Source organism: Pseudomonas fluorescens, assembly GCF_002837185.1.
Lineage (GTDB): Bacteria > Pseudomonadota > Gammaproteobacteria > Pseudomonadales > Pseudomonadaceae > Aquipseudomonas > Aquipseudomonas fluorescens_AM.
Map to the genome: position 1 here is coordinate 13,796 of NZ_KZ478019.1, position 25,636 is coordinate 39,431.

General features: G+C 55.6%; 26 protein-coding genes. 9 read left to right on the top strand and 17 right to left on the bottom strand.

Annotated elements, in window-relative coordinates; genetic code table 11:
- Window positions 1–4: 4 nt before the first annotated feature.
- Genes CIB54_RS23145 through CIB54_RS27870 form a run of 11 tightly spaced genes read right to left on the bottom strand, consistent with a single transcriptional unit; the run spans window position 5 to window position 10,453 of the window.
- A complete protein-coding gene (locus CIB54_RS23145) occupies window positions 5–1,333 on the bottom strand; it encodes an MFS transporter (protein WP_083217969.1) in 1,329 nt (442 codons plus the stop codon).
- Window positions 1,326–2,045, bottom strand: coding sequence for a TfuA-like protein (locus CIB54_RS23150; protein WP_083217970.1), 720 nt, complete (start codon window positions 2,043–2,045; stop codon window positions 1,326–1,328). The genes CIB54_RS23145 and CIB54_RS23150 overlap by 8 nt, the downstream gene beginning before the upstream one ends.
- A complete protein-coding gene (locus CIB54_RS23155) occupies window positions 1,990–3,174 on the bottom strand; it encodes a YcaO-like family protein (RefSeq protein ID WP_101221070.1) in 1,185 nt (394 codons plus the stop codon). The genes CIB54_RS23150 and CIB54_RS23155 overlap by 56 nt, the downstream gene beginning before the upstream one ends.
- Window positions 3,175–3,180: 6 nt before the next feature.
- Complete coding sequence (locus CIB54_RS23160) at window positions 3,181–6,210, bottom strand: carbamoyltransferase C-terminal domain-containing protein (RefSeq protein ID WP_101221071.1); 3,030 nt, start codon at window positions 6,208–6,210, stop codon at window positions 3,181–3,183.
- A 36-nt stretch (window positions 6,211–6,246) separates the two neighbouring features.
- On the bottom strand, window positions 6,247–7,083 hold the full coding sequence (locus CIB54_RS23165) for a multinuclear nonheme iron-dependent oxidase (RefSeq protein ID WP_101221072.1): 837 nt from the start codon (window positions 7,081–7,083) through the stop codon (window positions 6,247–6,249).
- Window positions 7,080–7,664 (bottom strand): hypothetical protein, encoded by a 585-nt coding sequence (locus CIB54_RS23170; RefSeq protein ID WP_065951001.1) that lies wholly within the window; start codon window positions 7,662–7,664, stop codon window positions 7,080–7,082. Before CIB54_RS23170 ends, CIB54_RS23165 begins: the two co-directional genes overlap by 4 nt.
- Window position 7,665: 1 nt before the next feature.
- Window positions 7,666–7,932 (bottom strand): ubiquitin family protein, encoded by a 267-nt coding sequence (locus CIB54_RS23175; protein ID WP_065951002.1) that lies wholly within the window; start codon window positions 7,930–7,932, stop codon window positions 7,666–7,668.
- Between the two features lie 14 nt (window positions 7,933–7,946).
- Window positions 7,947–8,576 (bottom strand): DUF6445 family protein, encoded by a 630-nt coding sequence (locus CIB54_RS23180; RefSeq protein WP_065951003.1) that lies wholly within the window; start codon window positions 8,574–8,576, stop codon window positions 7,947–7,949.
- Window positions 8,558–9,703 carry a ThiF family adenylyltransferase gene (locus CIB54_RS23185; protein WP_083217971.1) on the bottom strand — a complete coding sequence of 382 codons (1,146 nt, stop codon included), beginning with the start codon at window positions 9,701–9,703 and terminating at the stop codon, window positions 8,558–8,560. Before CIB54_RS23185 ends, CIB54_RS23180 begins: the two co-directional genes overlap by 19 nt.
- Before the next feature lie 19 nt (window positions 9,704–9,722).
- Window positions 9,723–10,262, bottom strand: coding sequence for a GNAT family N-acetyltransferase (locus CIB54_RS23190; protein ID WP_065951004.1), 540 nt, complete (start codon window positions 10,260–10,262; stop codon window positions 9,723–9,725).
- Window positions 10,263–10,321: 59 nt separating this feature from the next.
- Window positions 10,322–10,453: a hypothetical protein gene (locus CIB54_RS27870; protein WP_256544580.1), complete on the bottom strand. Its 132-nt coding sequence runs from the start codon at window positions 10,451–10,453 to the stop codon at window positions 10,322–10,324.
- A 548-nt stretch (window positions 10,454–11,001) separates the two neighbouring features.
- Between CIB54_RS27870 and CIB54_RS23195 the strand changes: the two genes are divergently transcribed.
- The 4 genes from CIB54_RS23195 to argE are packed head-to-tail and all read left to right on the top strand — an operon-like array spanning window position 11,002 to window position 14,597.
- Window positions 11,002–12,333 carry a flavin-containing monooxygenase gene (locus CIB54_RS23195; protein ID WP_420094169.1) on the top strand — a complete coding sequence of 444 codons (1,332 nt, stop codon included), beginning with the start codon at window positions 11,002–11,004 and terminating at the stop codon, window positions 12,331–12,333.
- A gap of 23 nt (window positions 12,334–12,356) precedes the next feature.
- Window positions 12,357–12,767, top strand: coding sequence for a RidA family protein (locus CIB54_RS23200; protein WP_065951006.1), 411 nt, complete (start codon window positions 12,357–12,359; stop codon window positions 12,765–12,767).
- 10 nt (window positions 12,768–12,777) lie between these two features.
- On the top strand, window positions 12,778–13,455 hold the full coding sequence (locus CIB54_RS23205) for a DUF1028 domain-containing protein (protein ID WP_101221074.1): 678 nt from the start codon (window positions 12,778–12,780) through the stop codon (window positions 13,453–13,455).
- On the top strand, window positions 13,452–14,597 hold the full coding sequence (argE, locus tag CIB54_RS23210; protein ID WP_101221075.1) for an acetylornithine deacetylase: 1,146 nt from the start codon (window positions 13,452–13,454) through the stop codon (window positions 14,595–14,597). The genes CIB54_RS23205 and argE overlap by 4 nt, the downstream gene beginning before the upstream one ends.
- Before the next feature lie 121 nt (window positions 14,598–14,718).
- On the opposite strand, the gene CIB54_RS23215 is transcribed toward argE, so the two are convergent.
- Window positions 14,719–15,630, bottom strand: a complete 912-nt coding sequence (locus CIB54_RS23215; RefSeq protein WP_101221076.1) for a LysR substrate-binding domain-containing protein — start codon at window positions 15,628–15,630, stop codon at window positions 14,719–14,721.
- A gap of 250 nt (window positions 15,631–15,880) precedes the next feature.
- Here CIB54_RS23215 and CIB54_RS23220 point away from each other — a divergent pair, with 250 nt between their 5' ends.
- Entirely contained in the window at window positions 15,881–17,296 is a 1,416-nt protein-coding gene (locus CIB54_RS23220; RefSeq protein WP_101221077.1) for a purine-cytosine permease family protein, read from the top strand.
- Between the two features lie 195 nt (window positions 17,297–17,491).
- Here CIB54_RS23220 and CIB54_RS23225 read toward each other — a convergent pair whose 3' ends face one another.
- Window positions 17,492–18,691 (bottom strand): TPM domain-containing protein, encoded by a 1,200-nt coding sequence (locus CIB54_RS23225; RefSeq protein WP_101221078.1) that lies wholly within the window; start codon window positions 18,689–18,691, stop codon window positions 17,492–17,494.
- Between the two features lie 131 nt (window positions 18,692–18,822).
- Here CIB54_RS23225 and CIB54_RS23230 point away from each other — a divergent pair, with 131 nt between their 5' ends.
- The gene (locus CIB54_RS23230) at window positions 18,823–19,638 is read left to right on the top strand and encodes an alpha/beta fold hydrolase (protein ID WP_101221079.1); all 816 of its coding nucleotides are present in this window, start codon (window positions 18,823–18,825) and stop codon (window positions 19,636–19,638) included.
- Window positions 19,628–20,788 (top strand): PAS domain-containing sensor histidine kinase, encoded by a 1,161-nt coding sequence (locus tag CIB54_RS23235; RefSeq protein WP_101221080.1) that lies wholly within the window; start codon window positions 19,628–19,630, stop codon window positions 20,786–20,788. The genes CIB54_RS23230 and CIB54_RS23235 overlap by 11 nt, the downstream gene beginning before the upstream one ends.
- Here CIB54_RS23235 and dapF read toward each other — a convergent pair.
- A complete protein-coding gene (gene dapF / locus CIB54_RS23240; RefSeq protein ID WP_101221081.1) occupies window positions 20,748–21,563 on the bottom strand; it encodes a diaminopimelate epimerase in 816 nt (271 codons plus the stop codon). The genes CIB54_RS23235 and dapF overlap by 41 nt on opposite strands.
- A gap of 159 nt (window positions 21,564–21,722) precedes the next feature.
- Between dapF and CIB54_RS23245 the strand changes: the two genes are divergently transcribed.
- A complete protein-coding gene (locus tag CIB54_RS23245; RefSeq protein WP_101221082.1) occupies window positions 21,723–22,241 on the top strand; it encodes a P-loop nucleotide/nucleoside kinase family protein in 519 nt (172 codons plus the stop codon).
- 24 nt (window positions 22,242–22,265) lie between these two features.
- Here CIB54_RS23245 and CIB54_RS23250 read toward each other — a convergent pair whose 3' ends face one another.
- Genes CIB54_RS23250 through CIB54_RS23260 form a run of 3 tightly spaced genes read right to left on the bottom strand, consistent with a single transcriptional unit; the run spans window position 22,266 to window position 24,528 of the window.
- Window positions 22,266–22,682 carry an SRPBCC family protein gene (locus tag CIB54_RS23250; protein ID WP_065951016.1) on the bottom strand — a complete coding sequence of 139 codons (417 nt, stop codon included), beginning with the start codon at window positions 22,680–22,682 and terminating at the stop codon, window positions 22,266–22,268.
- A gap of 27 nt (window positions 22,683–22,709) precedes the next feature.
- Window positions 22,710–23,507 carry an SDR family NAD(P)-dependent oxidoreductase gene (locus CIB54_RS23255; protein ID WP_101221083.1) on the bottom strand — a complete coding sequence of 266 codons (798 nt, stop codon included), beginning with the start codon at window positions 23,505–23,507 and terminating at the stop codon, window positions 22,710–22,712.
- A 16-nt stretch (window positions 23,508–23,523) separates the two neighbouring features.
- Complete coding sequence (locus tag CIB54_RS23260) at window positions 23,524–24,528, bottom strand: aldo/keto reductase (protein ID WP_101221084.1); 1,005 nt, start codon at window positions 24,526–24,528, stop codon at window positions 23,524–23,526.
- A 112-nt stretch (window positions 24,529–24,640) separates the two neighbouring features.
- Between CIB54_RS23260 and CIB54_RS23265 the strand changes: the two genes are divergently transcribed.
- On the top strand, window positions 24,641–25,537 hold the full coding sequence (locus CIB54_RS23265) for a LysR substrate-binding domain-containing protein (protein WP_101221085.1): 897 nt from the start codon (window positions 24,641–24,643) through the stop codon (window positions 25,535–25,537).
- Window positions 25,538–25,636 lie beyond the last annotated feature (99 nt).

Consider the following 25,636-nt stretch of genomic DNA (forward strand, 5'->3'; position numbering starts at 1 on the left):
CATATCATACCGAGTCACCCGCTAAATCCTTGAAATTAAATTGACCACAGCAAACATACACAATCAGAGCAACTAACAGGCAGCACATACTAAGCACCAGTACCTCCATGAGTATTTCCGGAGGGCTTTCAATACCTACAAATGTCAAGTAGAGAGAATAAGAAGCATAAATAATTATCACAATTACCTGTATCGCACTCAGAGCAGTGGCACGATTATTTTCCGGAAGCATCACAAGAACGGTTGACTGGATGATATTTTGACCCAGCGTAAGAAATGCACGAAAAAAAAGAACAAAAACAATTAAAGAAAGCAATTGATATTCATAATAACAGCCAAGCCATGCCAAAAAAGACAGCGACGCCACGCTAAAATAGGAAATGAAAAGCAACGCTATGTCAGCGAATTTTCTCGTCAAGAACGGGACGAGCCAGCCCTTTACCAAATGCGCCAAATCAAAAGAGGCCAGCATCAGAAAAATTATTGCGCCGCCTTTGACATCAACCGCCCTAATATCGACCTCGCGCAATTGTGAAATCATAAGATAGGTGTGTACGTGAATCATTAGCAGTGTTGAAAAAACCATCAATAATGAAAACCCATAAAAATAGATACGCTTATCAAGTGCTCCGCTAATAAGCCATGACTTAAGATGCTTTAACTCTGCAATGTAAGACGCGCATGCCACCCTGACTCTATTCTTTTGAAGAACGTATCCCTGATCCGGCACCAAGCTCTGAAAATACATAGCAAAACCGACAAATGCTACGGCTGGCAAAAACAATATATATTCTTCTCCCTCCCAATACCTGGCCCAGAAAAACAGAATCGCCATTACGACCACTGGAAAAAAAGACGCAAAATATGCGCCATGACCTTGAGAAAGAGAAAGTGTCCTAATTTTGAAACTCGTGCGTTCTACGGCAGGTATGGAAAGAGCTTCCCTATCAATTAAATCTTGTAATAAAGCTTGAAATGACCCGGAAGAAAGCGCCCCACCCAACGCGGAAAGCACACTACTTATGACCACCATTATTAAACTGAAATCATCACTTGATGCCACGACAGCCACGACGATAAAAACGCAAGCCATAGAATAAAATATGCACGCATACACCATGGATCGCGCGTGCCCTATGATGTCAGCCACCACACCACTTGGAACTTCCAGTATGCAGGATACATAAAACGCAATCGTGACTCTAAGAGAAACGGCATAAGCGGGCAACCCTCCAAAAACGCCTATAATCAAATGAGCCATTTGAGCGGCGGCAGACTCATTCCCCTTGGAAATATTCTGCAGGTATCCCACCGTACGTGTTAAATCACTCATGCAGCCCCCTTTTTTTATATAAACCCCATATATAATCACACGCTAATAAAGCATCCAGCTTTTTTGGGTGGCAACTCGCGTCATGACTCATATCCAAAAAAACTTCAGCGAGCTCCCCTTTCCCATGCGCGATAGAAAATTCTGACGCTACACTTTTCCTGTTCCGGTCATACCAGGGCGTTCGCCTGAGGAAGCTTAAAAATTTCCGGTGATTGACCGATGACAGCGATTGCGAGCGTTGAAGAATGCGTCCTATGTAGTCTGCGTGAACATAGGATATCGTTATCTCTTTACTCGGCACACCCGCATAGACGACTGAAACATCCGCATCAGACTTATAGTAACCCAGTTGATACCCCATGTAGACATGTCCAACGCCTACCATGCCTGCGCTATTACAGTCGGCGGCCCTCAGTGCGCCCATGCTGGACGACCCAAGCAAAAGCCAGCCTTTTTGTAGTACGCGAAGACACTCAACCGGACTAACACTCAACGTACTTCCAAATACACCATCTGTAATTAGAACACAGCCGGAGCGCCGTTTATCACCTGCCAACGCCTCAAGGTCTCCGCGCCGTATAGGGGGTCTAAAATCGAAATATTTTCCATATTTTTCCATTGCAAGCTCAAGCGATGGACCGCCGAATACAATGGGCTTATACCTTGGTGAAATCAGCATGTGTTTTTCTTCCAGGATTAACCAGAAAGTCATTTAAGTCCGGCACGACAATTTTTACAACTTTCAGTGGTAGCGTGTCATGACTAAGATCACACATGACGCACGGGCCCTTGATTATGTCCTGTAGCGAATTCAAGATTCTTTTCAGGGCCCACTCGCAACTTACCGGTTTCGATGGCTGCCGGGGAAATTTCTCTAATCCATTTTGGGTAATTAATAGGTCTCTGATTTTGTAAAAATTATTAGTTTTTGAATACACTTGTTTTTTATACTTGGGGGCGGAACGGACAAGATCTTCACGACCTCCTGACAGGCCGGTCACCAGACCTTGTATACACTCCAACAACGCACCATTTAACGCGTCTTCTTCTGAAAGCGCAGTGCTTGTCCCCGCAATCATGAATTTAGGCGCTAAACCCAACGTGTCTAATACCGCCACATAATAAGTGGGAAAAATAGCCGTAACTCTGAAAATGAGCAGTTCATAACCTTTCGAGCGAAGATCGTTTAACAAGGCACTGGACTTGACATCATCAACGCTACAAGGGTCAATGACAGCCCCCATGTTCGCGGATCGCACATGACGATAAAAAAGAGACGTTACATGACGTTCATAAACCTCCAGCATGGCAAATAGACTGGCTTCGACGATATCTCCGCCCGCCGCTAGGCCCGATGTGTTCGGCCGTATATAGGGAGGATCGGAGCCACACCGTTTATAAGGAAAAGCCACCTCCAGCGCGGGAACCCATGCAGGTAGATTGCTATATAAATCCACCCCTCGGATCCATCTGGAGGGGTAGAAATCCTGTCCATATCCAAATTCCAGGCCCAACGTATCGCCTTCCGGGCTTAAATTGCCTGTACCCGAAAATAGTGAACGCTGGTCAATGTTTGCCGCACAATACCTTTCGAGTGCTTCTACGATTGCACCTGCGATGGCTTGACTGAGCGTAAACCCTTTGCCTTGTGTTGAAGAAACTTGCTCAAATTTAATACCCGGTCTTACGGCCGAGACGATTGAGACCCCAATATCTACGTAACTGTTTGTCTCAGTTATACGAGAAATACCCAATAAGCCGGTAAGCGGCATTACTTTTGCTACCACTTCCTTCGCGCCAAGCAAGCGAGAGGGTATCAAGCCTACGTTCGAATCCTCCATGATGTGCTACCTTCCAGACGCATTTAGATATTTAAGCCTTACGAATCTGCTCAATTTTTCCAACACCTCAGGCTCCAAAGCTGATACGTCGCCGCCGCTAAGCGAAGCAATATTTCTCTCTCCGTCTATGCTTTCGAGTATCCTGTATAGAGAATTTGGTATTCCAACAGTTTTACCCTGGTGACCGACTATCATCTTTCTTTTGAGGGAGGTCGAAGTCCGCTCCGAAATAATTTTTGTCCCAGGTGATAAATTTAGAACATCCTCTCCTGTCAGCGTTTCAACACTATTTTTTAATTCCAATAAATAGTCACCCATGACAACACCAGATAGATGGGTACTTAAAAGCATTTCAATTGCCTGGCAAGGAGTTTCAACTATCGGCTGCCCTCTCACGTTGAACGAGGTATTGAGTAAAATAGGGAACTCAGCAACGTTCATGAAGCTTATCAATAAGCGGTGTAAAGACGCGTTGTCGCTTTTATCTACTGTTTGTACTCTGGCGGTGCCATCCACATGCGTAATGGCTGATAGTTGATCTCGGTAGGCGTGTCGAACATGAATGACTTCCAACATATATGGATAATCGCCCTCTTCCTCAAAATACTGGCCCACATGCTCCTTCGCAATCATGGGCGCAAAAGGACGGAAATCTTCCCTGAATTTTACCCAGCGATTTATAAAAGCCCACGTCTTCAAATGCCTTGGATCAGCCAAAATTGAACGCGCGCCCAGTGCCCTGGGGCCAAACTCACTACCTTTTTCCAAGGAAAAAAAACCAAGCACGTCCCCGCCCGCCAACTTTCTGGCGATTTCATCCGTGTGTATAGGTCTGTATTTTATTAGATTTGAATACCTATTCAATGCCCTGCTGACATCTCCTCGGCCGTACAGGTATCCGAGATGGTCATTGTCAAATGCATCATTAATTATCTTCCCTGTGATATGAAAGTGAGCCGATACAGCAGCACCTATTGAGACTCCCGCATCATGCTGAGCTGGAAAGAAATAAAAATCTTGAGCTGGAAATTGTTTTCTTATTTTATGGTTGGCAACAGAATTTAGTGCGATGCCGCCAGTGAATACGATTGGAGCATCGCCCTTAACATATAAGGAAAAACGACTTTGAAGTGACCACTCCAAACCCTTTTGAACCGAAGCGGCCAAGTCAGCACATTCCCTATAAGCATCAGGGTCAATTACTTTTGAATGGTTCAGTTTCCACTGATAATCGAAGTTATATATACCCTGTTCATTTTTTGACACCAAATTGCCATGAACCTCCGGATTACCATAAGGCGCCAACCCCATTAGTTTTCCAGACGCTTGCCAGGACCCAAATATATATTGACTGACGGCAGCGTACGTTTCCCCCATACTCCTGCTACCGCTGCGTGTATTAAACGACGGTGAACACTCTCTGTGCGTAATTTTATATCCTGTCGGGGAAAACTCGTACACGGAAAAGGTGTGAAGCATCGGGCGGATGTTATCTACGCCCAGCCCCCTGTGAAGATACGCTGCCATCGCCGGACCGTTCATAATCAGGTCATGTTCACCCACAGTCACTCCGCCAGAGCCATCGGCGACTACGACTGTCGGGTATGAAAACCTGGATCCAGATAGCGCAGCAAATGCATGGCAAAGGTGATGGCTGGTGTAAATGGCATTTGCACCGAGTGGATCGAAAGCATTCAATCCCTTGGAAACAGGCTGGCCCAAGCCCACATATTCGGGTGTTAATGATTGTATGTTATACGCAAAATAATCTACGTCTTCCAATGTCAATCCATTAGCACTTAAACAATAGTCTATCGCATCATCACCTTGAAGAAACACCGCACCATCACGTTTAACTCTCGAGAGCCGCTCCAATTGTACCGCCGTCGCTATTTTTTCATTTATCATGACGCAAGCTGATGCATCATGACTTGCGGAAAGCCCAACAATGACCAAATCATCTGGCGCTTTTACCAAATGGCTGGTTTCGCTTTTGAGCACAGCGGTGCCGCCACTTGCGACTATACTTACAGTATCACACACGCCCTCAAGCGTGATTTCAATTTTAATTTCCTGGCCTTCCAAGCTGCCATCAATGAACACATTCGTAGCGTTATTTTCTGTTTTAGAATATCCACCGTTCAACGTCGCCGATATCGCTATGTCACGAGGGGCCCAACCATGATGTGTATTAGAGTGCTGTGCAACTACCGCCAAGCGCCCATCGCGCCCCTTCCCTTTGACGAAAATCAAATCAAGCACTCTTCGTTTTGTAGTTTTTTTAGGAACCTCGATAACACTTAGCGAATCATGAAGCAAACGTTCGCTATCGATCAGATAACTTCCGTGATACTTTCTCGAGATTAAGATCAACGCCGCAAACAGCGAATTCACTGCATCATCCCGATTGTTCAGGTTCTGAAAAGCAACCGCCGCCAGGGCGGCTACATAGCCCACTGCAGCCGACGTGCCTCGAAACACTTGGGGATGGCCATTTTTGTCATTAGTCTCGAAAGGCTCATCACGTACGAGAAAGGTTGGTTTTAGCTCCCCGTTAGCCGCCTCTCCAATAATTTGATTATCGCTTGTGATCAAACCAACAGAATGAACGCCGACGACCGTCGCAGGAAAGCGCATGTGTCCCTGGGTATGCCCAGGCGAACAAATTATTAAACTCCGAAGTTTCTCATCGCGGCTATACGTTCTAATTTGCTTATGAAATTTTTCCAATTTAGCACTTTCAGGCGCTGAGTAGGCATGTGCCTCGATGGTAACTTGGCCATACTCACTTACGAGCCGTTCTTTTATTTTGTCATAGCCTGATCGCATACAATCGGTGTAACTCACCGACAAAACGTTCGCCACAAGGGACAGCGTTATTTTGGAGTCACGGAGTTTGACATTGGCAACTTTTACCGAGTGGTCGGCGCTCGTGGCCGATGCGTTTACAGGTGAAACCACGCCCGCGACACCATCATCATAGATTGCAACCAAACACTTTGCGTCATATTCAAGACATCCGCTATCTTCACTCATCGTTGATATCCCTTCAAATGTATAACTGCACGTCAGTTAAATACCCTTAACAAACCCCACTTTTTCACATATCGCGTTAAGTGCTCCGATTTCCACGGACAGCAACTCCAGGGGCAGGCCAATACCGATCTCATAAGTAATCGCTTTTAAATTGCAGCACAAGGGAATGGCGAACTCCATAAGCTCCAGGACAGCCGGAACAATATGTTCACTGTGTGTATCTCTGTATCTCCATTTATGTTCCGGATGTACAGAACCACCAGCCACGTGGAATTCCTTGACGGCATTCAACGGAAAACTCATCAATGCTTCTTTCAATGAAATATCATAATAAATCGCATAAGAAAACACGTGACTGATATCCAAGACTATATTGCACTCGCATGCGTCTACTATTTTTTTAAAAAAGACGCCCAAGCCAATGTCACCGACTACAAAACTGCAGGATGGGACTTCTGGCAGAAACTCAAGCGCTGATTCTGCTTGTAGAACCTTAATTTCCTGGATGGTACGTTCTAGTGTGGCAGCGCATAAAACCGGTGGTGCGAAATAAGGTATGCTGTAAGGGCCAATGTTCCATATACCCAAGTCTTCCAGGCACCACTTGGCCTCGAGAATGCTTGAAATTTTTGATTGAACGGCCAATTGCCGTCGGTTCACGCCCTCTATTCCTCCAGGCGCCACGCCGGTAAAATGATGTATCAAGGGAGTACCGTTTGACATCTTTTTAAATCGTTTGGCTTCTTCTGAATTAGTGATGGCTACGATCGAGTAATGGGACAACGAACTTTCGCAGGCTGAAATCAAGTTCTCAAAAGAAACGCCGTAGCTTCCCAAGTGCTGAAAATCCAAGCCTAGGCCGACATTGCTCATTTAAGCCCCCCCATCATTTTTATCCGTATAGAGTTCGCATCCTTGGTGAGCTCAAAAAACCCGCCATCAGGCGTGGGTGAAAAGTCATCTATGCTGGTTGCGGTTTGCAACTGTTTTATATTTTTTATGTAATGTGCGGCCAACACCTCGACGGTGTTTTGCATCTTTTGTTGATGGCCAACCCAAGGAGACGTCGTAACATTTCCAATCGACATGCCGGAGACGGTGCCTTCTATCTCGGCCAGCATTCTCAATCTGGGCTCGTGGCTATGATTGTTGCAGTAGAACAAACAAAAATCCTCAAGCAACGTCCGGCCCTGGTGTTTCCAGAAGTCATCAGAACCGCAATAGGATTCCACCGCTTCTAATAACGAAACTTTATCTATGAAGCGATTCAGAAATTTCATATCTGCATGAAGTGTCGTTCGCAAATTTCTGATTCTGGCTTTATATTCGACTTCCAACCTTGCGTGATCAAGGTGAGCGAGAAGATAATTCGCCTCTTCTGAGGCATCCAGAACCGCTGTATTTCCGGAATACAGAAGCCTGACATATTGCGCCTGCAGTCTTTTTGTATCCACTTTAGCCTCCTGCGATGGCTATGGTTATCTCAACGACGTCTCCGTCGTTCAGTTGCTCAGCGCACTCAAAATATAATTTATTATTTATAAACACACTTGCAAATGGCTTCAGCGTGGTTTTTCCAGCTCTTTCCATATACAGATTTTCGTAAGTGTCGCGATCAATTCTTTTTAGTTGCGCGGGTATATCCTGATAGTGTTCTGCGTTCATTTCCAGTTCAGGTTCAGATGAGACAGTATCAGGCAACCTCAGTGTGATATGGACCATTCACCCTCCTATAACTAAATGTAATATTCAAAATGCTGGGTTAAGCGGCCGTCAATTTTTGATGAGCCAAATAGGCCTGTAGACGCATGAAAACACCTGGACATCAATATGATCGCCCTGTTGAATTGCATAGGGAGTTCTCCGATCTGCTGCCAGTTGTCCCAATCACGCATGTAGGATTTCAGATAAGCCGTGAACGCTTCATCGCCGGGTACGGCATTTGACCTGATCGATATCATCTGAACCCACTTGGTCGTCATCGCCAACTCCCCGCTGCCTTTACACTTATACAGCCCTATTCCGCCGGACAAGTCTTGATTACGAGAAAGGTAGATAACCGCCGAGTATCTTTGTTGGTCTTGATGGACCCCGTCAGGTCGGGTTTCATTATCTGCACTGTTCGCAAGCCGGAATTTTCCTTGTAGAAAATTTTTACCGGGGATTGGCTTTTCTTCGTTTTTACTCTGCACACATGAGAAGACCCGCTGTTTGACTGGCGCCCAATCAACGGTATCACTATAAGCCTCGCCACCAGGATAATTAGCACCCAGCTTAGGGGAATAATCCAACGAAAGTGCTAGATTCCTGATAGTTAAGGGGTCAGGATAGAAATTATCGAGTATTTCTACAAAAGTGTTTGACATTGCGGTGCCTCACTCTTCTTACTCAACTGACAAGGACAGTCTGGACGGGCTGCGATTTCCACCGACGTTAAAGACATGCTCGTACCGCTATATCTCAACAAGGCGTGATGTCGGCCGGCGCCTGGCGACAGAATTAACTTAATTGCCTCGGCTGCCTGGAGTACGCCTATAACGCCCGGAGTTACACCTAATACGCCGGCGTCAGTACAGCTCGGAGATAGGGCTTTGGGAGGAGGTTCAGGATAAACACAGCGGTAACACGGCCCACCTGGCAAATTAAAGACTCCAACCGTGCCTTGAAAGCGATGCACCGCGCCATGCACTATAGGGATATTTACTTTAACTGCGGCATCACTTAATGCATACCGAACTGCAAAATTGTCAGTGCAGTCTATAATTAGATCATAAGAAGCAATTATGTCGGCGGCGTTATTTTCGGTGACGGCGTCTATATAGAGATTAGTCTTAACATGAGTATTCAGATTTTTGATTTTTCGTTCTGCCGCAATGGCCTTACGTGTGCCGACATCATATTGATCGTATAATATCTGTCGGTGAAGATTGCTCTGATCGACAATGTCGTGGTCTGCAATGCCTACCGTCCCAACCCCTGCAGCGACTAAGTAATATAAGCAAGGCGACCCAAGCCCCCCCGCTCCGACGACTAATACCTTTGCAGCCGCCAGATTTTCCTGACCTCGAATTCCGACTTCGGGCAGCATCATTTGCCGAGCGTATCGGGTGAAATCGCATTTATTTAAACTCGAAGGCTGTTCAATCGGTAGCCCAAGGGCCTTCCAGTTATTTATACCGCCGCGCAGCGAAGATACATCTTTATAGCCCAAACTCATCAGCGCGTTAACAGCATATACTGAGCGCTTCCCTGACTCGCAGTATAAAACTATAATATCTTCCACATCGCGCACATGATCTTCCAGCCAGGATTCCAGGGCTCCACGCTTAACGTGTTTAGCGCCCGGTATCATGCCATGAATAACTTCTTCGTCCTCACGTATATCAATGACATTGCTATCAGGCGCCAGCAGGGCCAACACAGTAGATGCATCAACTTCCTTGACTCGACGTTCTAGCCTTTTCTTTATTTCCTGCGCACGCATAACGTCCATGTAAGACCTCACGTGAAATCTAGTCTGAAATATAGCTTGTCAATATATGATCTTTCCAAGTGCCATTTAGCTTAAGGTACTTTCTCGCATAGCCCTCTCGCTCAAAACCCAATGACTTGAGTAATCTACCGCTTCGTTGGTTAGACGGCTCATAATTTGCCATGATCCGATTCAACCCGAACGTTGATAGTGTCTGACTGATGGTGTGTAACAATGCCTCTCGCATCAGTCCTTTGCCCTGATAGTCTCTATCGATGCTATAACCCAGATAGCAGGCCTGAAAGGGCCCCTTAATGATCTGATCGTAATGGATACTGCCAATGACAGCGTCGCCATCCAACATCATAAAGCGCAACTCTCTGTCAGCGTCCAATGACAACTTATAATTCAGCATTTGTTTTTGCCAGAACGCTTCAGTATAAAACTCGCCGCCACGCAGCGGCATGGAGGGTGCAAGATGAACTTTGTTGCGAGTGTAATACTCGACTATTGATGCCGGGCGTACTTCTAATTGATCGACGAGTGTAAGCTTCTCAAAAATTTCATGTGTGCTTTTCATACTTCATCCTTGTACCCAAAGCTAGGGCGCCCTAGCTTTGGGATTAAGCAAAAGCTATATTACTCTTGCCATTCTTTGTTTGACGTTGGAGCTGAGATAGCGAACACCAGTTCATCGTCAACTTCTGCGTGAAGATCTACTTCGACCAACTGTTCATCCAGTTCAAGTTGAGTTGCTTGTTGACTGTCCATAGTTAACTCCTTGAGTGTGTATGTGCCGAAATGGCATGGAAAGTAATAGACCCTACCGCTATGAGTGTCAAATGCTGTTGATCAAGGGCACGTCTTGTCTTCCGGTACGAGTTTTGTTGTTTCAGACGATGGGAGAGAGCACACTTTTCGAGATGGCAAATTGCTTTCTTCACCGACAACTCTTAGAAAAAACTGCATAAGCTCAAGGAGTTGCAAGGACTGTAATTTAAGCGCTTTTTGTTAGCGAATCCATTTGATAAGCCGGGCCACCAGCTCTTCAACTCTGCTGATATCCATATCATATTTAAAATCTAGATAGTATTTGCAATCTATTTTTATTTGCGACTCGGTCTCACTTGACTCGAGTTTGGCGGTTAACGCATAAAATATACCGGCTTATGCTCATCGACTTCTTCTCGCTGTCACGCTGCATTTACGAGCAAGCTCTATCCCATTGTGGCGTCCACGTCTCTGCATCCGATATTTATGCTCACTCCCAAGCTTAATAATATTTTATTAAACCCCACCCTCCCCCTAGCCTTGAAGTCATGCCCAAGCTGAATCCAACTGCATTACGCAAGGACAGACACATGACCCAAGCAATAACAAAAACAGACACCCTGGTGGTGGGCGCCGGCCAGGCCGGCGTGGCCATGAGCGAGCACTTGAGCAAGCACGGCGTGCCGCACCTGGTGCTGGAACGCAGCCGCATCGCCGAGCGCTGGCGCACCGGGCGCTGGGACTCGTTGGTCGCCAATGGGCCGGCCTGGCACGACCGCTTTCCCGGACTGGAATTCGATGATGTGGCGCCCGATGGCTTCGCGCCCAAAGAGCGCGTAGCGGATTACTTTGAAGCGTATGCACGCACGTTCAATGCGCCGATTCGCACGGGTGTGGAAGTCACTTCGGTGGTGCGCAACGACGGTCGCCCAGGCTTTACCGTACACACCAGCGAAGGCGTGATCGAAGCCAACCGCGTGGTGGCCGCCACCGGGCCGTTCCAGAAGCCGGTGATCCCGGCCATCGCGCCGAAAGACACCGCGCTGCACCAGATTCATTCCGCCGATTATCGCAACCCTGCGCAATTGCCGGCAGGTGCCGTGCTGGTGGTGGGTGCCGGTTCTTCCGGGGTGCAGATCGCCGACGAATTGCAGCGCGCCGGTCGCCAGGTATACCTGTCGGTCGGCGCCCATGACCGCCCCCCTCGCGCTTATCGCAACCGGGATTTCTGCTGGTGGCTGGGGGTGCTGGGCGAATGGGACCAGGCGGCGATGAAACCTGGCCGTGAGCACGTGACCATCGCAGTCAGTGGCGCCCACGGCGGCAAGACCATCGATTTTCGTGAGCTGGCCCAGCAAGGCATGATCCTGGTCGGCCTCACTCACTCCTTCAGTGGCAACGTGGCAAGCTTCCAACCCAACCTGGTGGACAACCTGGCCCGTGGCGACGAGAACTACCTGGCCCTGCTGGATGCGGCGGATGCCTACATCGAGCGCAACGGCCTCGACCTGCCCCTGGAGCCCGACGCCCGCCGCGTATTCCCGGATGCCGACTGCATCAAGCATCCGATCCTGGAACTGGACCTGGCCCAGGCCGGCATCACCTCGATCATCTGGGCCACCGGCTTTGCCGTGGACTACAGCTGGCTCCAGGTGGATACGTTCGATGCGGCCGGCAAGCCCCGCCACCAGCGCGGCGTCTCCAGCGAGGCCGGGATTTATTTCCTGGGACTGCCCTGGCAATCACGCCGTGGCTCGTCGTTTATCTGGGGCGTGTGGCATGACGCCAAGTACGTGGCTGACCACATCGCCATTCAGCGTCAATACCTTGAGTACCGCGAAGCCGCCCCGGTGGCTCGCCCGTCCCCTGTCAGCGCCTGATCCCCTTGCCGGAGTTTTTCACGATGCCTACTCACACCCGTATTCGCATGTTCAACACCCAGCAAACCTACCCCAACCAGAGCCTGGACAACGACCTGTGCCAGGCCGTGCGCGCCGGCAACACCGTGTATGTGCGCGGCCAGGTGGGCACCGATTTCGATGGCCAACTGGTGGGCCTTGGCGACCCGCGGGCCCAGGCCGAACAGGCCATGCGCAACGTCAAACAACTGCTGGAAGAAGCCGGCAGCGACCTCAGCCATATCGTCAAGACCACTACCTACCTGATCGACCCGCGCTACCGCGAACCGGTGTACCAGGAGGTCGGCAAGTGGCTCAAGGGCGTGTTTCCGATCTCCACCGGGCTGGTGGTCTCGGCCCTGGGCCAGCCGCAGTGGCTGATGGAAATCGATGTGATCGCGGTTATTCCCGAATAAGGAGCCACCCATGACCTTTTCAATCGTCGGACGCTGCGCGGAAACCGGCCAGTTGGGCATCGCCATCAGCTCATCGAGCATCGCCGTCGGGGCCCGCTGCCCATGGCTGCGCCCCGGTGTGGGCGCGGTCGCCACCCAGAACATCACGTTGCCGGCCCTTGGACCGGACGTGCTCGATTTGCTCGAGCAAGGCCTCACGCCTGCCGATGCCATCGACACCGCCTTGACGCGCAACGGCTACAGCCAATACCGGCAACTCACCGCGATCGATCACCTGGGCCGCAGCGTGCATTTCAGCGGCAGCGAGACCCTGGGTACCCACAACGCCGTGTCGGGCGAACAGTGCGTAGCGGCGGGCAATATGCTCGCTGACCGAGGGGTGATCGAAGCGATGGTCCAGGCCTTCGAACACGGCGAAGGCCAACTGGCGGACCGCTTACTGGCGGCCATGCATGCCGGCTTCGCCGCCGGTGGCGAAGCCGGCCCGGTGCATTCGGCTGCGCTGGTGGTGGTGGGCGAGCTGACCTGGCCGATCATCAACTTGCGCGTGGACTGGGCCGATGACGCGCCCATTGGTGAACTGCAAAAGCTCTGGGACGCTTACCGCCCGCAAGTGCAGGACTACATCGATCGCGCCCTCGCCCCCGACCGCTCGCCTGGCTACGGCGTGGCCGGGGACGAGCGATGAGCCGCAGCCGCGAACTGCTGCAGACGCTGGTGGGGTTCGATACCACCAGCCGCGAATCCAACCTGCAGTTGATCGAATTCGTGCGCGATTACCTGGCCGGCTTCGGCGTGGCCAGCGAGCTGATCTACAACGCGTCGCGCAGCAAGGCCAACCTGTTCGCCAGCGTCGGCCCGGTGGAACTGCCCGGCATTGTGCTGTCGGGGCACACCGATGTGGTGCCGGTGGATGGCCAGCCCTGGACGCTGCCAGCGTTCCAACTGACCGAACGTGACGGCAGACTGTATGGCCGTGGCACTGCCGACATGAAGGGCTATATCGCCTGCGTGCTGGCGCTGGTGCCGGAATTGGTCAAGGCGCCGTTGCGCCTGCCGGTGCACATCGCCCTGTCCTACGACGAAGAAGTCGGCTGCCTCGGTGTACGCTCGCTGCTCGGCGTGCTGGAGCAACGGCCGGTGAAACCGTTGCTGTGCATTATCGGCGAGCCGACCGAGCTCAAACCCGTGCTCGGCCACAAGGGCAAGCTGGCGATGCGCTGCGAGGTGCATGGCGAGGCGTGTCACTCGGCGTATGCACCGTCCGGCGTGAATGCGATTGAGCACGCCGCCGAGTTGATCGGTGAACTGGGGCGCATCGGCCAACGCTTGCGCGCGCGCCAGGACCCGCGCTTCGATCCGCCATTCAGCACCGTGCAGACCGGAGTGATCAGCGGCGGCAAGGCGCTGAATATCGTGCCAGCCGATTGCCGGTTTGATTTTGAAGTCCGCGCCCTGCCTTCGACGGATCCAGGCGAAGTGGCCGAGGCATTGCAAGCCTACGCCATGCAAGAGGTACTGCCGCGCATGCAGGCCGTGAGCCGGCAGAGTTCGATCCGGTTCACCGAGTTGTCGGCCTACCCGGGTTTGGTCACCGATGAGCGCAGCCAGGCCGCCGAGCTGATTGCGGCGTTTTCCGGTTCCAGGGCGTTTGGCACCGTGGCGTTTGGCACCGAGGGCGGGCTGTTTGACGCAGTGGGCATCCCCACCGTGGTGTGCGGGCCGGGGAGCATGGACCAGGGGCACAAGCCGGATGAGTTTGTCAGCCTGGAACAGCTCAAGGGCTGCGATGCGATGTTGCAGCGGATGCTGGACTCGCTCCGCATCTAAATACACCAGCCATCCAATGTGGGAGGGGGCTTGCCCCCGATAGCGGTGTATCAGTCAACTTATCTGTAGCTGATCCACCGTAATCGGGGGCAAGCCCCCTCCCACAGTGGACCTTGTGTTTTTATCCGAGTAATCGCGCCAGTTCTTCGCTGCAGTAATCGACGAACAACTGCACCGGCTTGGTCAACGGTGCGCGCTTGAGCCACACCGCCGACAATCCGGAGCCGGTCACGGTTTCCACCAACGGAATACACACCACCTGCTGCCCATCATAGGTGTACTCGCTGAACGGTTTGGTTACCAATATCGAAAAGCCGAACCCACGCCCCACCATCCCGCGCACCATTTCGATCGATGGCGAGCTGAACACGATATTCGGCGTTAACCCGCGCTCTTCAAAAATGCTCACGAAGTAGGTACGGCTGGGCAGCACGTCCAGCAGGATCATCGGTTCCAATACCAGGTCCGCCAACGACACTTTGGCCTGCCGTGCAAAGCGATGGCCGGCCGGCAACAACGCGTACGGCTGCTGCGGCGGCATCAGCGGCGTGGTCTCGATGGAGCCGCCCAGGTCGTGTTCGAACAGCATCGCCACATCGATGGTGCCTGCGGTCAACGCCTGCACCAGCTCCTGTTGCTCACCGTCGCGAATACGGATCTCCACCCCCGGCCAGCGCGCCTTGAAACCGGCGATCAAGCGCGGCAGGTACAGCGGCGCCACGGTTTCAAAGCAGCCGATATCGATCTGCCCGGCCACCACATCATTGTCGGCCAAGGCGTTCTGTTCGAACTCGTGGGCCACCCGCAACAGCTCCAGCGCCTTGCGATAGAACCGCGCGCCGCTGGGGGTCAGGGACACGCCCTGGGCGTGATGCCGGATAAACAGCTGCACACCAAAACTGTCTTCCAACTGCTTGATCGCCGTGGACACCGACGGCTGGGCGATATACAGCTTGCGCGACGCCTCGGCGACGCTGCCGCATTCGGCCGTGGTGACGAAATATCTGAGTTGGCGCAGGTTGTAGGCAGCCATCAGGCCTCCGGAAAACAGGGTGTTTTGCCCCAGACTAGTGCAGGAAGAACCGGCTTTTTTTAACGAATGAAGCCCATGCAACATACCGGAGCAAAAATCACCGCGAGATACTTTTTTTAAGGTCTGTAGCAACAAACTTACTAATTTACCTCCCCATGTCCATTGCAGATGATCACTCCAACAACAAAGCGCCGCCGTTGCTGCGCACAGCGAAGTACGTCCACGTACTCACCTTGCCTTGGAGCTCGTCATGGTTACCACTGCAACATCCTCCGCCCCGCTTATCGAAAAACACACGATTGGATACGTGCCTCCGGAAGATCGCCATGGAAAGGTAAGAGACCTGTTCACCCTGTGGTTCGGCGGCAACATCGCGCCGTTGCCGATTGTCACCGGCGCCTTGGGCGTGCAGCTGTTCCACCTCAACCTGGTGTGGGGCATCGTCGCCATCCTCGTCGGCCACTTGGTCGGCGGTGTGTTGATGGCGTTGCACTCGGCCCAGGGCCCGCAGATGGGCATTCCGCAGATGATCCAGAGCCGCGCCCAGTTCGGCTCCCTTGGCGCGTTGTTGGTGGTGGTGATTGCCGGCGTGATGTACATCGGCTTCTTCGCCTCCAACATTGTGCTGGCCGGTAAGTCGCTGCACGGTGTGGTCGATGCGGTACCGGTGCCGGTCGGCATCGTGATCGGCGCCATCGGCTCCGGGATCATCGGCATCATCGGCTATCGCTTCATTCATGTGCTCAACCGTATCGGCACCTGGGTACTCGGCGCCGGCATCGTGCTGGGCTTCGGCTACATCTTTACCCATGTGCAGACCAGCGACTTTTTGACCCGCGGCAGCTTCAACATTTCCGGTTGGCTGGCCACCGTGTCCCTGGCCGCGTTGTGGCAGATCGCCTTTGCGCCGTACGTCTCGGACTACTCGCGCTACCTGCCCGCCGATGTACCCGTCGCCTCCACCTTCTGGACCACCTACCTGGGTTCGGCCCTGGGTTCGAGCCTGGCGTTCATCTTCGGCGCCGTCGCCGTGCTCGCCACGCCCGTCGGCATGGACACCATGGAGGCAGTCAAGCTCGCCACCGGTTCCATCGGCCCATTGATGCTGGTGCTGTTTTTGCTCAGCGTGATCAGCCACAACGCCCTCAACCTGTACGGCGCGGTGCTGTCGATCATCACCCTGGTGCAGACCTTCGCCTACCGCTGGATCCCCACGGCAAAAAGCCGCGCGGTGATCTCGATTGTGGTGCTGGTGGCCTGCGCAATTGCGGCAGTGTTTGCCTCCAAAGACTTCATCGGCCACTTCGTCGACATGGTGCTGGTGCTGCTCGTGGTGCTGGTGCCCTGGACCGCGATCAACCTGATCGACTTCTATGCGATCCACAAGGGCCAATACGACATCGCCTCGATCTTCCGCGTAGATGGCGGCATCTATGGCAAGTACAACCCCCAGGCGTTGCTGGCATATGCGGTGGGGATTGCGGTGCAGATTCCGTTCATGAACACGCCGCTGTACGTCGGGCCGATTTCCGAACACATCAACGGCGCGGACCTGTCGTGGGTGGTGGGGTTGGTGGTGACGTCGCCGTTGTACTTCTGGCTGGCGAGTCGGGACAGCGCGTATAAGCGCCGGATGGACGGCGGGAAGTGGGTGAGTGGGGTTTGATACAGAGTCTCAGTGGGTTTTCTGTTTTTGCAAGAACTGCAGCCAACCGGCCTGGCATGCCCAACGCGGTCAAAACTGTGGGAGGGGGCTTGCCCCCGATGGCGGTGTGTCAGTCACTGTATGAATTGACTGAACCACTGCTATCGGGGGCAAGCCCCCTCCCACATTTGGGTTTCAGTGGCAGCTTCTACGTCGTTACCAACTCCCCGACGCCCCGCCGCCGCCACTGGAACCACCACCACCGGACGAGCTGCTGCTGGAACCGGACCCGCTGGAACTTGAACCCGAGCCACCGCCCGAGCCCGAGCCCGACCCTTCGCCAACCTTGCCGAAAAGAATCAACGCGACGAACGACGCGATAGGGAATGCCAGCAGCCAGCCGTCGCGGCCGTGATCGATCACCAGCCCGGCCACCCCATACACCACGACCGCCGCCACCAGTCGCACGATAAAACCGGTGCGGCTGGTTCGCCAGGTTTGCCGCATGATCAGCAGCAGCACCAGGTACAACCCCAGTACCACCAACACACACACTGGCCACAGCAGCCAATGGATAAAATTGACGTCCACGTAGCGGTCCGCCACCACCAGAGCGGCGATATAGATCAACAGCCCCATCACGCCGTAGAACAGCGCCCGCACCTGCCACAATGCGCCAAACAGGGCACCGCCGATCAACAAGGTCAGCGGCATGACAAACAGAAACATCGGCCACTCCCGCCCCCCGCCCAGCAATGTCAGCAACAGCGTCGCCGCCACCGCGGCGATCAAGGCTTTGCGCCAATGCAACTTGCCGCCAGCGAGCAGTACACCCAGCAGGCCACCCAGAACAAACGCCGCCAGCAGCGCAAAAAATTGCGGATTGATCCGGGGCGCGGCCACCTCGGGCAGGTCGCCGCCGTCCACCAGCACCGTCAGCGCGTCCACGCCCTGTTGAACACCGCCGGCAAAGTCGCCCTGGCGAAACGCCGGGGTGATGCGCTCTTCGATGATGCGATGGGCCAGCAGGTCGGTGACCGTGCCTTCCAACCCGTAGCCCACCTCGATGCGCAACGTGTGATCGTTCTTGGCCACCACCAGCAGGATGCCGTCGTCGACGTCCTTGCGCCCCAGCTTCCAGGCGCGGAACAGGTGGTTGGCATAGTCTTCGATACCGGTGTCACCGGTGCTGGGCACCAGCAATACGGCCACCTGCGCGCCTTTGCGCTGTTCAAGGTCGGCCAGTTGCTGCTTGAGGCGCTGGACGCTGTCGGAGTCGAGGGTGTTCGTCAGGTCAATGACCCGCTGGTCAAGCGCAACGCCGATGGGCGAGATGTCGGCCCTGGCAGTGATCGACAGACTGGCCAGTACCAGAACCAGCACGCTCAAGACCGATTGCCGTAGAATCGCCATCATGTATTGTTACCTGAAGTTTCTTCCTGAAGGCGCCGACTTTACCTTATCTGCGCGCAAACGCGTGACCCAGGGCCCGCGACTCTCTAAACTGCGGCTGCGCTGCATAGCAATAAGCCATCTACGAGAACGCCATGGACCTACGTCACCGCAACAACGTCAGTGTGATGGGCCAAGGCGCTTCGACCTTGGTGTTTTCCCATGGCTTTGGCTGCAACCAAGCGATGTGGAATGCCCTGGCGCCGCATTTTCGCGAACGCTTTCGCGTGGTTCTGTATGACCTGGTGGGCGCCGGGCTGTCGGACCTCAGCGCGTTCGATAAAGACAAATACGGCACGTTGGGCGGCTATGCCCGCGATCTCAACGAAATTATCGACACCTACGCCCAAGGCCCGGTGATTCTGGTGGGGCACTCGGTCAGCGCAATGATCGGCACCCTCGCCGACCGCCTCGCCCCGGGGCGTGTTGCGGCGCAGGTGATGATTGGCCCATCGCCGTGCTATATCGACACCGACGGTTACGTCGGCGGCTTCAAGCGCGACGATATCGACGACCTGCTCGACACCCTCGACAGCAACTACCTTGGCTGGTCCAGCAGCATGGCCCCGGTGATCATGGGCGCCCCGGAGCAACCTGAACTCAGTGCCGAACTGACCGCGAGTTTCTGCCGCACCGAACCCGACATCGCCAGGCAATTTGCCCGGGTGACCTTTCTTTCGGACAACCGCCAGGATGTGATCGGCCTGACCACGCCCGTATTGATCCTGCAGTCGAGCGACGACTTGATCGCGCCCGTGGCCGTGGGCGAATACCTGCACAGCGTGCTGCCCAACAGCACCTATCACCTGGTGGACAACATCGGCCACTGCCCGCATATGAGTGCGCCCCAGGCGTGCGCGGCGGCGATGGATCAGTTCCTGGCGCCGTGGGCAAGCGTCAGTGCCGGCTGAGTCGCTGTTCGACAACGCCGCCTGTGCCCTGGCGGTGACCCGCCAAGACGGTACGATTGTGCACGCCAACCAGCGCTTGAGCGACTGGCTCGGCCTCAGCGCGGTGCAACTGATCGGGCAACGCTTTCAAGACCTGTTGACCATGGGCGGGCGGATTTTCTACCAGACCCATCTGGCGCCGATGCTGCGTATGCATGGCAGCGTCAACGAGGTGAAGCTCGACATTCGCCATCGCGACGGGCACAAAGTCACGGTGCTGCTCAATGCCAGCCAGCGCCAGCAGGCCGACGGCGTGGTGTATGACCTGGCGCTGTTCGGCACCACCGACCGCGACAAGTACGAGCGCGAGCTGCTCAATGCGCGCAAGCTGGCCGAAGCGCTGCTTGAGGAAAAAACCGCCACCGAACGGGCGCTGCACCAAGCCCAGGTCGAATTGAGCGAGGCCTATGCCATTGCCCAGCAACGCGCGTTGTTCGCCGAACAAATGGTGGCGATCGTCAGTCACGACTTGAAGAACCCTCTGACCGCGATCCGCATGGCGTCGGACTTTCTTCGACGCGGCGAGCGCACGGCCAAGGAGCACCAGTTGCTCGGGCATATCGACCAGTCGTCCGAACGCGCCCAGCGCATGATCGCCGACCTGCTGGACTTCACCCAGGCCCGGGTCGGCCAGGGCATCACCATCAGGGCCCAGCCGCTGGATTTGCACAGTGTGATTCATCGCGCCGTGGACGAACTGCGGGTGGCCTTCCCCAAGGCCACGCTGGTGCATCAAGCCGAGGGCCGGGGCGATGCATGCCTGGATGCCGACCGTGTGCAGCAGGTGATCGGCAACCTCGTCGCCAATAGCGTGGCCTATGGCGACCTGCAACGGCCGATCACCATCACTTCGCGCCTGGGTGCCAGGGGCGCCGAGGTCTCGGTGCACAACTACGGCGCGGCGATTCCCGAGGCGTTGCAGGCCGGGCTGTTCGAGCCCATGACCCGCGGCACCCACCGGGGCAGCGATGTGCGCAGCGTGGGCCTGGGCCTGTATATCGTGCGCGAACTGGCCAGGGTGCACGGCGGCGATGTGGCGGTGAACTCCTGCGCGACGCGCGGCACCACTTTCAGCGTGACGTTCCAGGCAGGTACGCCGCACCCTGCATGATCGGCTCGACGCTGCCCGTGAGTACCACCCCGCCCTGCCCGTCCCACTGCACTGTCAGGGTGCCGCCGTCGCATTCGACCTCTACCTTGTCATCGAGCAGCCCGCGTCGAACGCCATTGACCACCGCCGCGCAGCAACACGACCCGGAGCCCAAAGGCACGCCACCACCACGCTCCCAGATGCGCAGACGAATACGGTTGCGGTCGAGCACCTGCACAAAATGCACATTGGTCCTGGCCGGGAACAGCGGATGGCGTTCCAGGGCCGGGCCCACGGCTTCGACATCGACGGCGGCGATGTCGTCCACGAAAAACGTGCAGTGCGGATTGCCCATGCCGCAGGCGGCCGGCTCACCGTCGATAGGCAGCACGCGGGTGTCAATTGCCTTGGCCAGCGGCACGCCGGCCCATTCCAACGAAGGCGCACCCATGTCTATCGAGACGCGCTGGCCACTGACGCGCACGCACGTCAGCAAACCTCGGTCGGTACGCAGCACGATGGCGTGGGTACCGGCCTCATGCATCAGGCGATCCGCCACACCCCGTGTCGCGCTGCCGCAGGTTTGCAGGGGCGTGCCGTCCGTGTTCCAGAACTGCACGCGGGCGGCGGCGTCTTCGCAGTCGAGGATCACGGCCAGCTGATTGAAACCGATACCGGTGTGTCGATCACCCAGGCGCCGGGCAATCTCGGGGGTAATGGGGTTATCCTGGCCACGGCGGTCGATGATGATGAAGTCGTCGCCGTGGGCGTGCATCTTCACGAAAGGTAAAGTCATGGGCAGTCCTGTGGTCAACTCGGCAGCCCTACTCTAACACCGCTGTAGGAGCGAGCTTGCTCGCGAAAAGCGCAAGGACAACAGGTTTTTACCTGGCGCTACGCGTTATCGTTGACGTTTTTCGCGAGCAAGCTCGCTCCTGCAGAAGGTTGGTGGACCATGCTTATCGTATTCAGCGGCCTGCCCGGTACCGGCAAAACCACGATTTCCAGGGAATTGGCACGCCGGATGGGCGCGGTATACCTGCGCATCGATGTGATCGAACACGCGCTGCGCGAGTCGGGCGTACTGGCGGGCGATGTGGGTGCCAGCGGCTATGGCGTGGCGAATGCGCTGGCATTGAGTAATTTGCGCGTGGGCCAGCGGGTAATCGCTGACTGTGTGAACCCGGTAAGGGAAAGCCGCGAGGCTTGGCGGGCCGTGGCGCTGGCGGCGGGCGTCGAACTGATCGATATTCAGGTGGTGTGTTCTGATCAGCAGGCGCATCGGCGCCGAGTGGAGAGCCGTGAGGGCGATATTCCAGGCCTGCTGCCGCCGACGTGGCCATCGGTGCTGGCGCATGAGTATGAAGCCTGGGACACGCCGCCATTCACGCTCGATACGGCAGCGTTGACGCCCGAACAGGCCGGCACCGCAGCCCATGCCTATCTGTCGAGTATGGGAGCTGTTGAGCGTTAGCGCAGCTCCCGCCCCCGATAGATATCAGCCGGGAAAATTGCCGCGCAGGGCCTCCAGGCCACCGCTGTACACGCCGGCAAACAGTTCCTCCACCGCCGCATCCGTAGTGCCCGCAGCCGGCGTGAACACCCCGGACCAGGTCACTTTCGCCGACGCGTCAGTCAAGGCTTCAACCTGCACGGTCGCCAGATAGGCACTCACCGGAAACGGCGACTGTTCAATGGTGTAGCTGTAGGTGCGCGCCACATTGTCGAAAGTCTGCAACCGCTCGACGATCTCACCGCCATCGGCGGTATGCAGGTGGCGCACGCGGCCGCCTTCGCCCGGCTCGCTCTTGGCGATAAAGGGCAGCCAGTCGGGCAGGCTGTTGAAGCCGCCGATCAGGTTCCAGACCTGGTCCGCGGACGCAGGGATTTCAATCACAGAAGAGGCTGTTGCCACGGTAAATACTCCAGAGCATTAAAAAATTCAGATCGCCATGCTGTCGACCACACCACCGTCGACCCGCAACGCGGCACCGGTGGTGGCAGACGACAGCGGTGAAGCAATGTACGCCACCAGGTTGGCCACTTCATCCACATTCGCCGCACGCTGGATGATCGACGTCGGCCGTGCACTGCGCACGAACACGTCAGCTTCGTCCCGCGCGGTGCGCCCGGATTTTTGCGTGGCGTCCCTGAGCATGTGTTCCAGCCCGTCGGTAAAGGTCGGCCCCGGCAGGATCGCATTCACCGTTACACCGGTACCTGCCAGGCGCTTGGCCAGGCCGTGGGACACCGCCAGGTTGGCGCTTTTGGTCACGCCATAGTTGATCATGTCCGCCGGAGTCGCCACGCCGGATTCGGATGACACGAAGATCACCCGCCCCCAGCCCTGCTCGACCATGCCCGGCACATAATGCCGCGCCAGGCGCACGCCCGAGATCACATTGACCTCATAGAAGCGCGTCCATTCACTGTCCGGGGCCTCGAAGAAATCCACATCATTGAAGATGCCCAGGTTGTTGACCAGGATGTCGGCGCGAGGTTCGGCGGCGAACAGTGTCTCGGCGCCTTCGGCCGTACCCAGGTCGGCCACCAGCCCACGCAGGTGGGCGCCCGGCACCGCCTGGCGAATGCTCGCCAACGCATCGTCAACTTTCCCGGTATCACGCCCGATCACCACCACGGTGGCGCCGGACTGCGCCAGGGCCTGGCTGATGCCCAGGCCGATCCCGGCCGTGCTGCCGCTGACGATCGCCACTTTGCCGCTTACATCGATTTTCATGGTTGAACTCCTGAAGTCAAAGCGGCAGAGGCGCGCGAAGCGAAATCAGCTGCGCATCGCGCAGCGCCTGCCAGAAGGCTGCTGGTATCTGCTCTGACAACGCCGCCACGTCTTCGGCAATACGCCCCGGACGACTGGCACCGGGAATCACTGACGCCACGGCCGGGTGCGCCAGGGAAAACTGTAGCGCAGCGGCTTTGATGCTGACGCCAAACGCCAGGGCAATCGCTTTGATCCGCTCGACGTTGGCGATGATCGCCGGGCTCGCCTGCTGGTATTCGAAGTGCGCGCCGCCGGCGAGGATGCCGGAGCTGTAGGGACCACCGACGACGATTTCAACGTGCTGCGCGAGTGCCGCCTCCATCAGGCGCTGCAAGGCGCGGTCGTGGTCCAGCAATGTGTAGCGGCCGGCCAGCAGGAAGCCGTCGGGCTGGGCTTCGGCCAGGTCCAGGGTCAGTTCGCACGGTTCGACGCGGTTCACCCCCAGGCCCCAGGCCTTGATCACGCCTTCTTCGCGCAAGCGGGTCAGCACCTTGAAGGCACCGGTACGAGCCTGGTTGAAGTATTCCAGCCATTGGTCGCCGTAGAAGTCCTGGGCAATATCGTGAACCCACACGATGTCCAGACGATCGGTCTGCAGGCGCTGCAGGCTGTCTTCAATCGAACGCAGGGTGGCGTCGGCACTGTAGTCATTGAGCATTTTGTTCGGACGACCATGTTCGAACACACCGCTTTTCTCGCCCAGGTCACGGGCGCTGTCTTCGACTTCGTCCAGAATCACCCGGCCGACCTTGGTGCTGAGCACGTAGTCGTCACGGTTGTAGTGCGACAGCGCCTGGCCCAGGCGGATTTCCGACAACCCCGAACCGTAGAACGGCGCGGTATCGAAATAACGCACGCCATGATTCCAGGCAGCCTCGACAGTGGCCCGGGCTTCGTCTTCGGCAATGGCGCGGAACATATTGCCCAGCGGTGCGGTACCAAAGCCCAATACGCCGGGTAGTTTGTCTTTCAAGCTCATGATGGTTCCTCAATCGGTTCAAGGTCGCGTCGACCGTTGAGCAGATCCTAGATTGCCTAGGTCGGACCGTCCAAGACATACTGGGACCAACTTGAGTCCCAGCAGGTCTGACATGATTGATCTACGCCAACTGCGCTACTTTGAAGTGGTCGCCGAAGAGGAACACGTCGGCCGCGCCGCCGAGCGCCTGCACATTTCCCAGTCGCCCTTGAGCCGGCAGATCGCCCAGCTTGAAGAACGCCTGGGCCTGACGCTGTTCGAACGCAGCCAGCAACGTATCCGCCTGACCCGCGACGGCCAGACCTTCCTCGCCGAAACCAGGGCGCTGCTGACCCACGCCAACCGCCTGGAGTCCCTGGGCAAGCGCCTGGGCCGGGGTGAAGAAGGCGGTTTGTGCATCGGCTATATCGAGAACGCCATGCACGCCGGTATGCTGCCCAACGCCTTGCGCGTTCTGCGCGATGACCGGCCCAACGTGCATATCAAGTTGTATAACCTGCCCTCCCTCGAACAACTGGAAGGCCTGCGCCAGCGCAGCCTGGACATTGCCCTGGTAGGCGAACCGCCTGCGGTCGACGACCCGGACCTGACCGCCCGGCAAGTGCTCGATGACCCGATGCTGCTGGCCTTGCCGGAACACCACCCGCTGACACGCCAGCGCGAGTTGCTGCCCGAGCACCTGGCCGACCAGCAATGGATCGGCGTGCAACGCAAACCCGGCGCCAACCCGGCTGACGACTTCGTGGCCGCGTGCATCCGCGCAGGTTTCACTCCCCAGATCCCCATGGAAGCCAGCGAGCCCTTCACTGCATTGGGCCTGGTGGCCTCCGGGCTGGGCGTGGCAATGGTGCAAAAAGGCCTGAGCCGCAACGCACCGCCCGGCGTGGTGCTGCGCGAACTGCCGTGGCTGAGTTACACCACACCGCTGTGGGCGGCATGGCATCGGATCAACTTGCGGCCGCTGGTGGAGACGTTTCGCAAGGTACTGACTGATCCTGACGCTATCTAACGGATGCTCCCACGTTTGGATCAAGAATCAGAGCATCTCCCGCAACCGATACCACAACATCTCCAACGCCAGCAGCGGAGAGCGCACTGCATAGCTGTC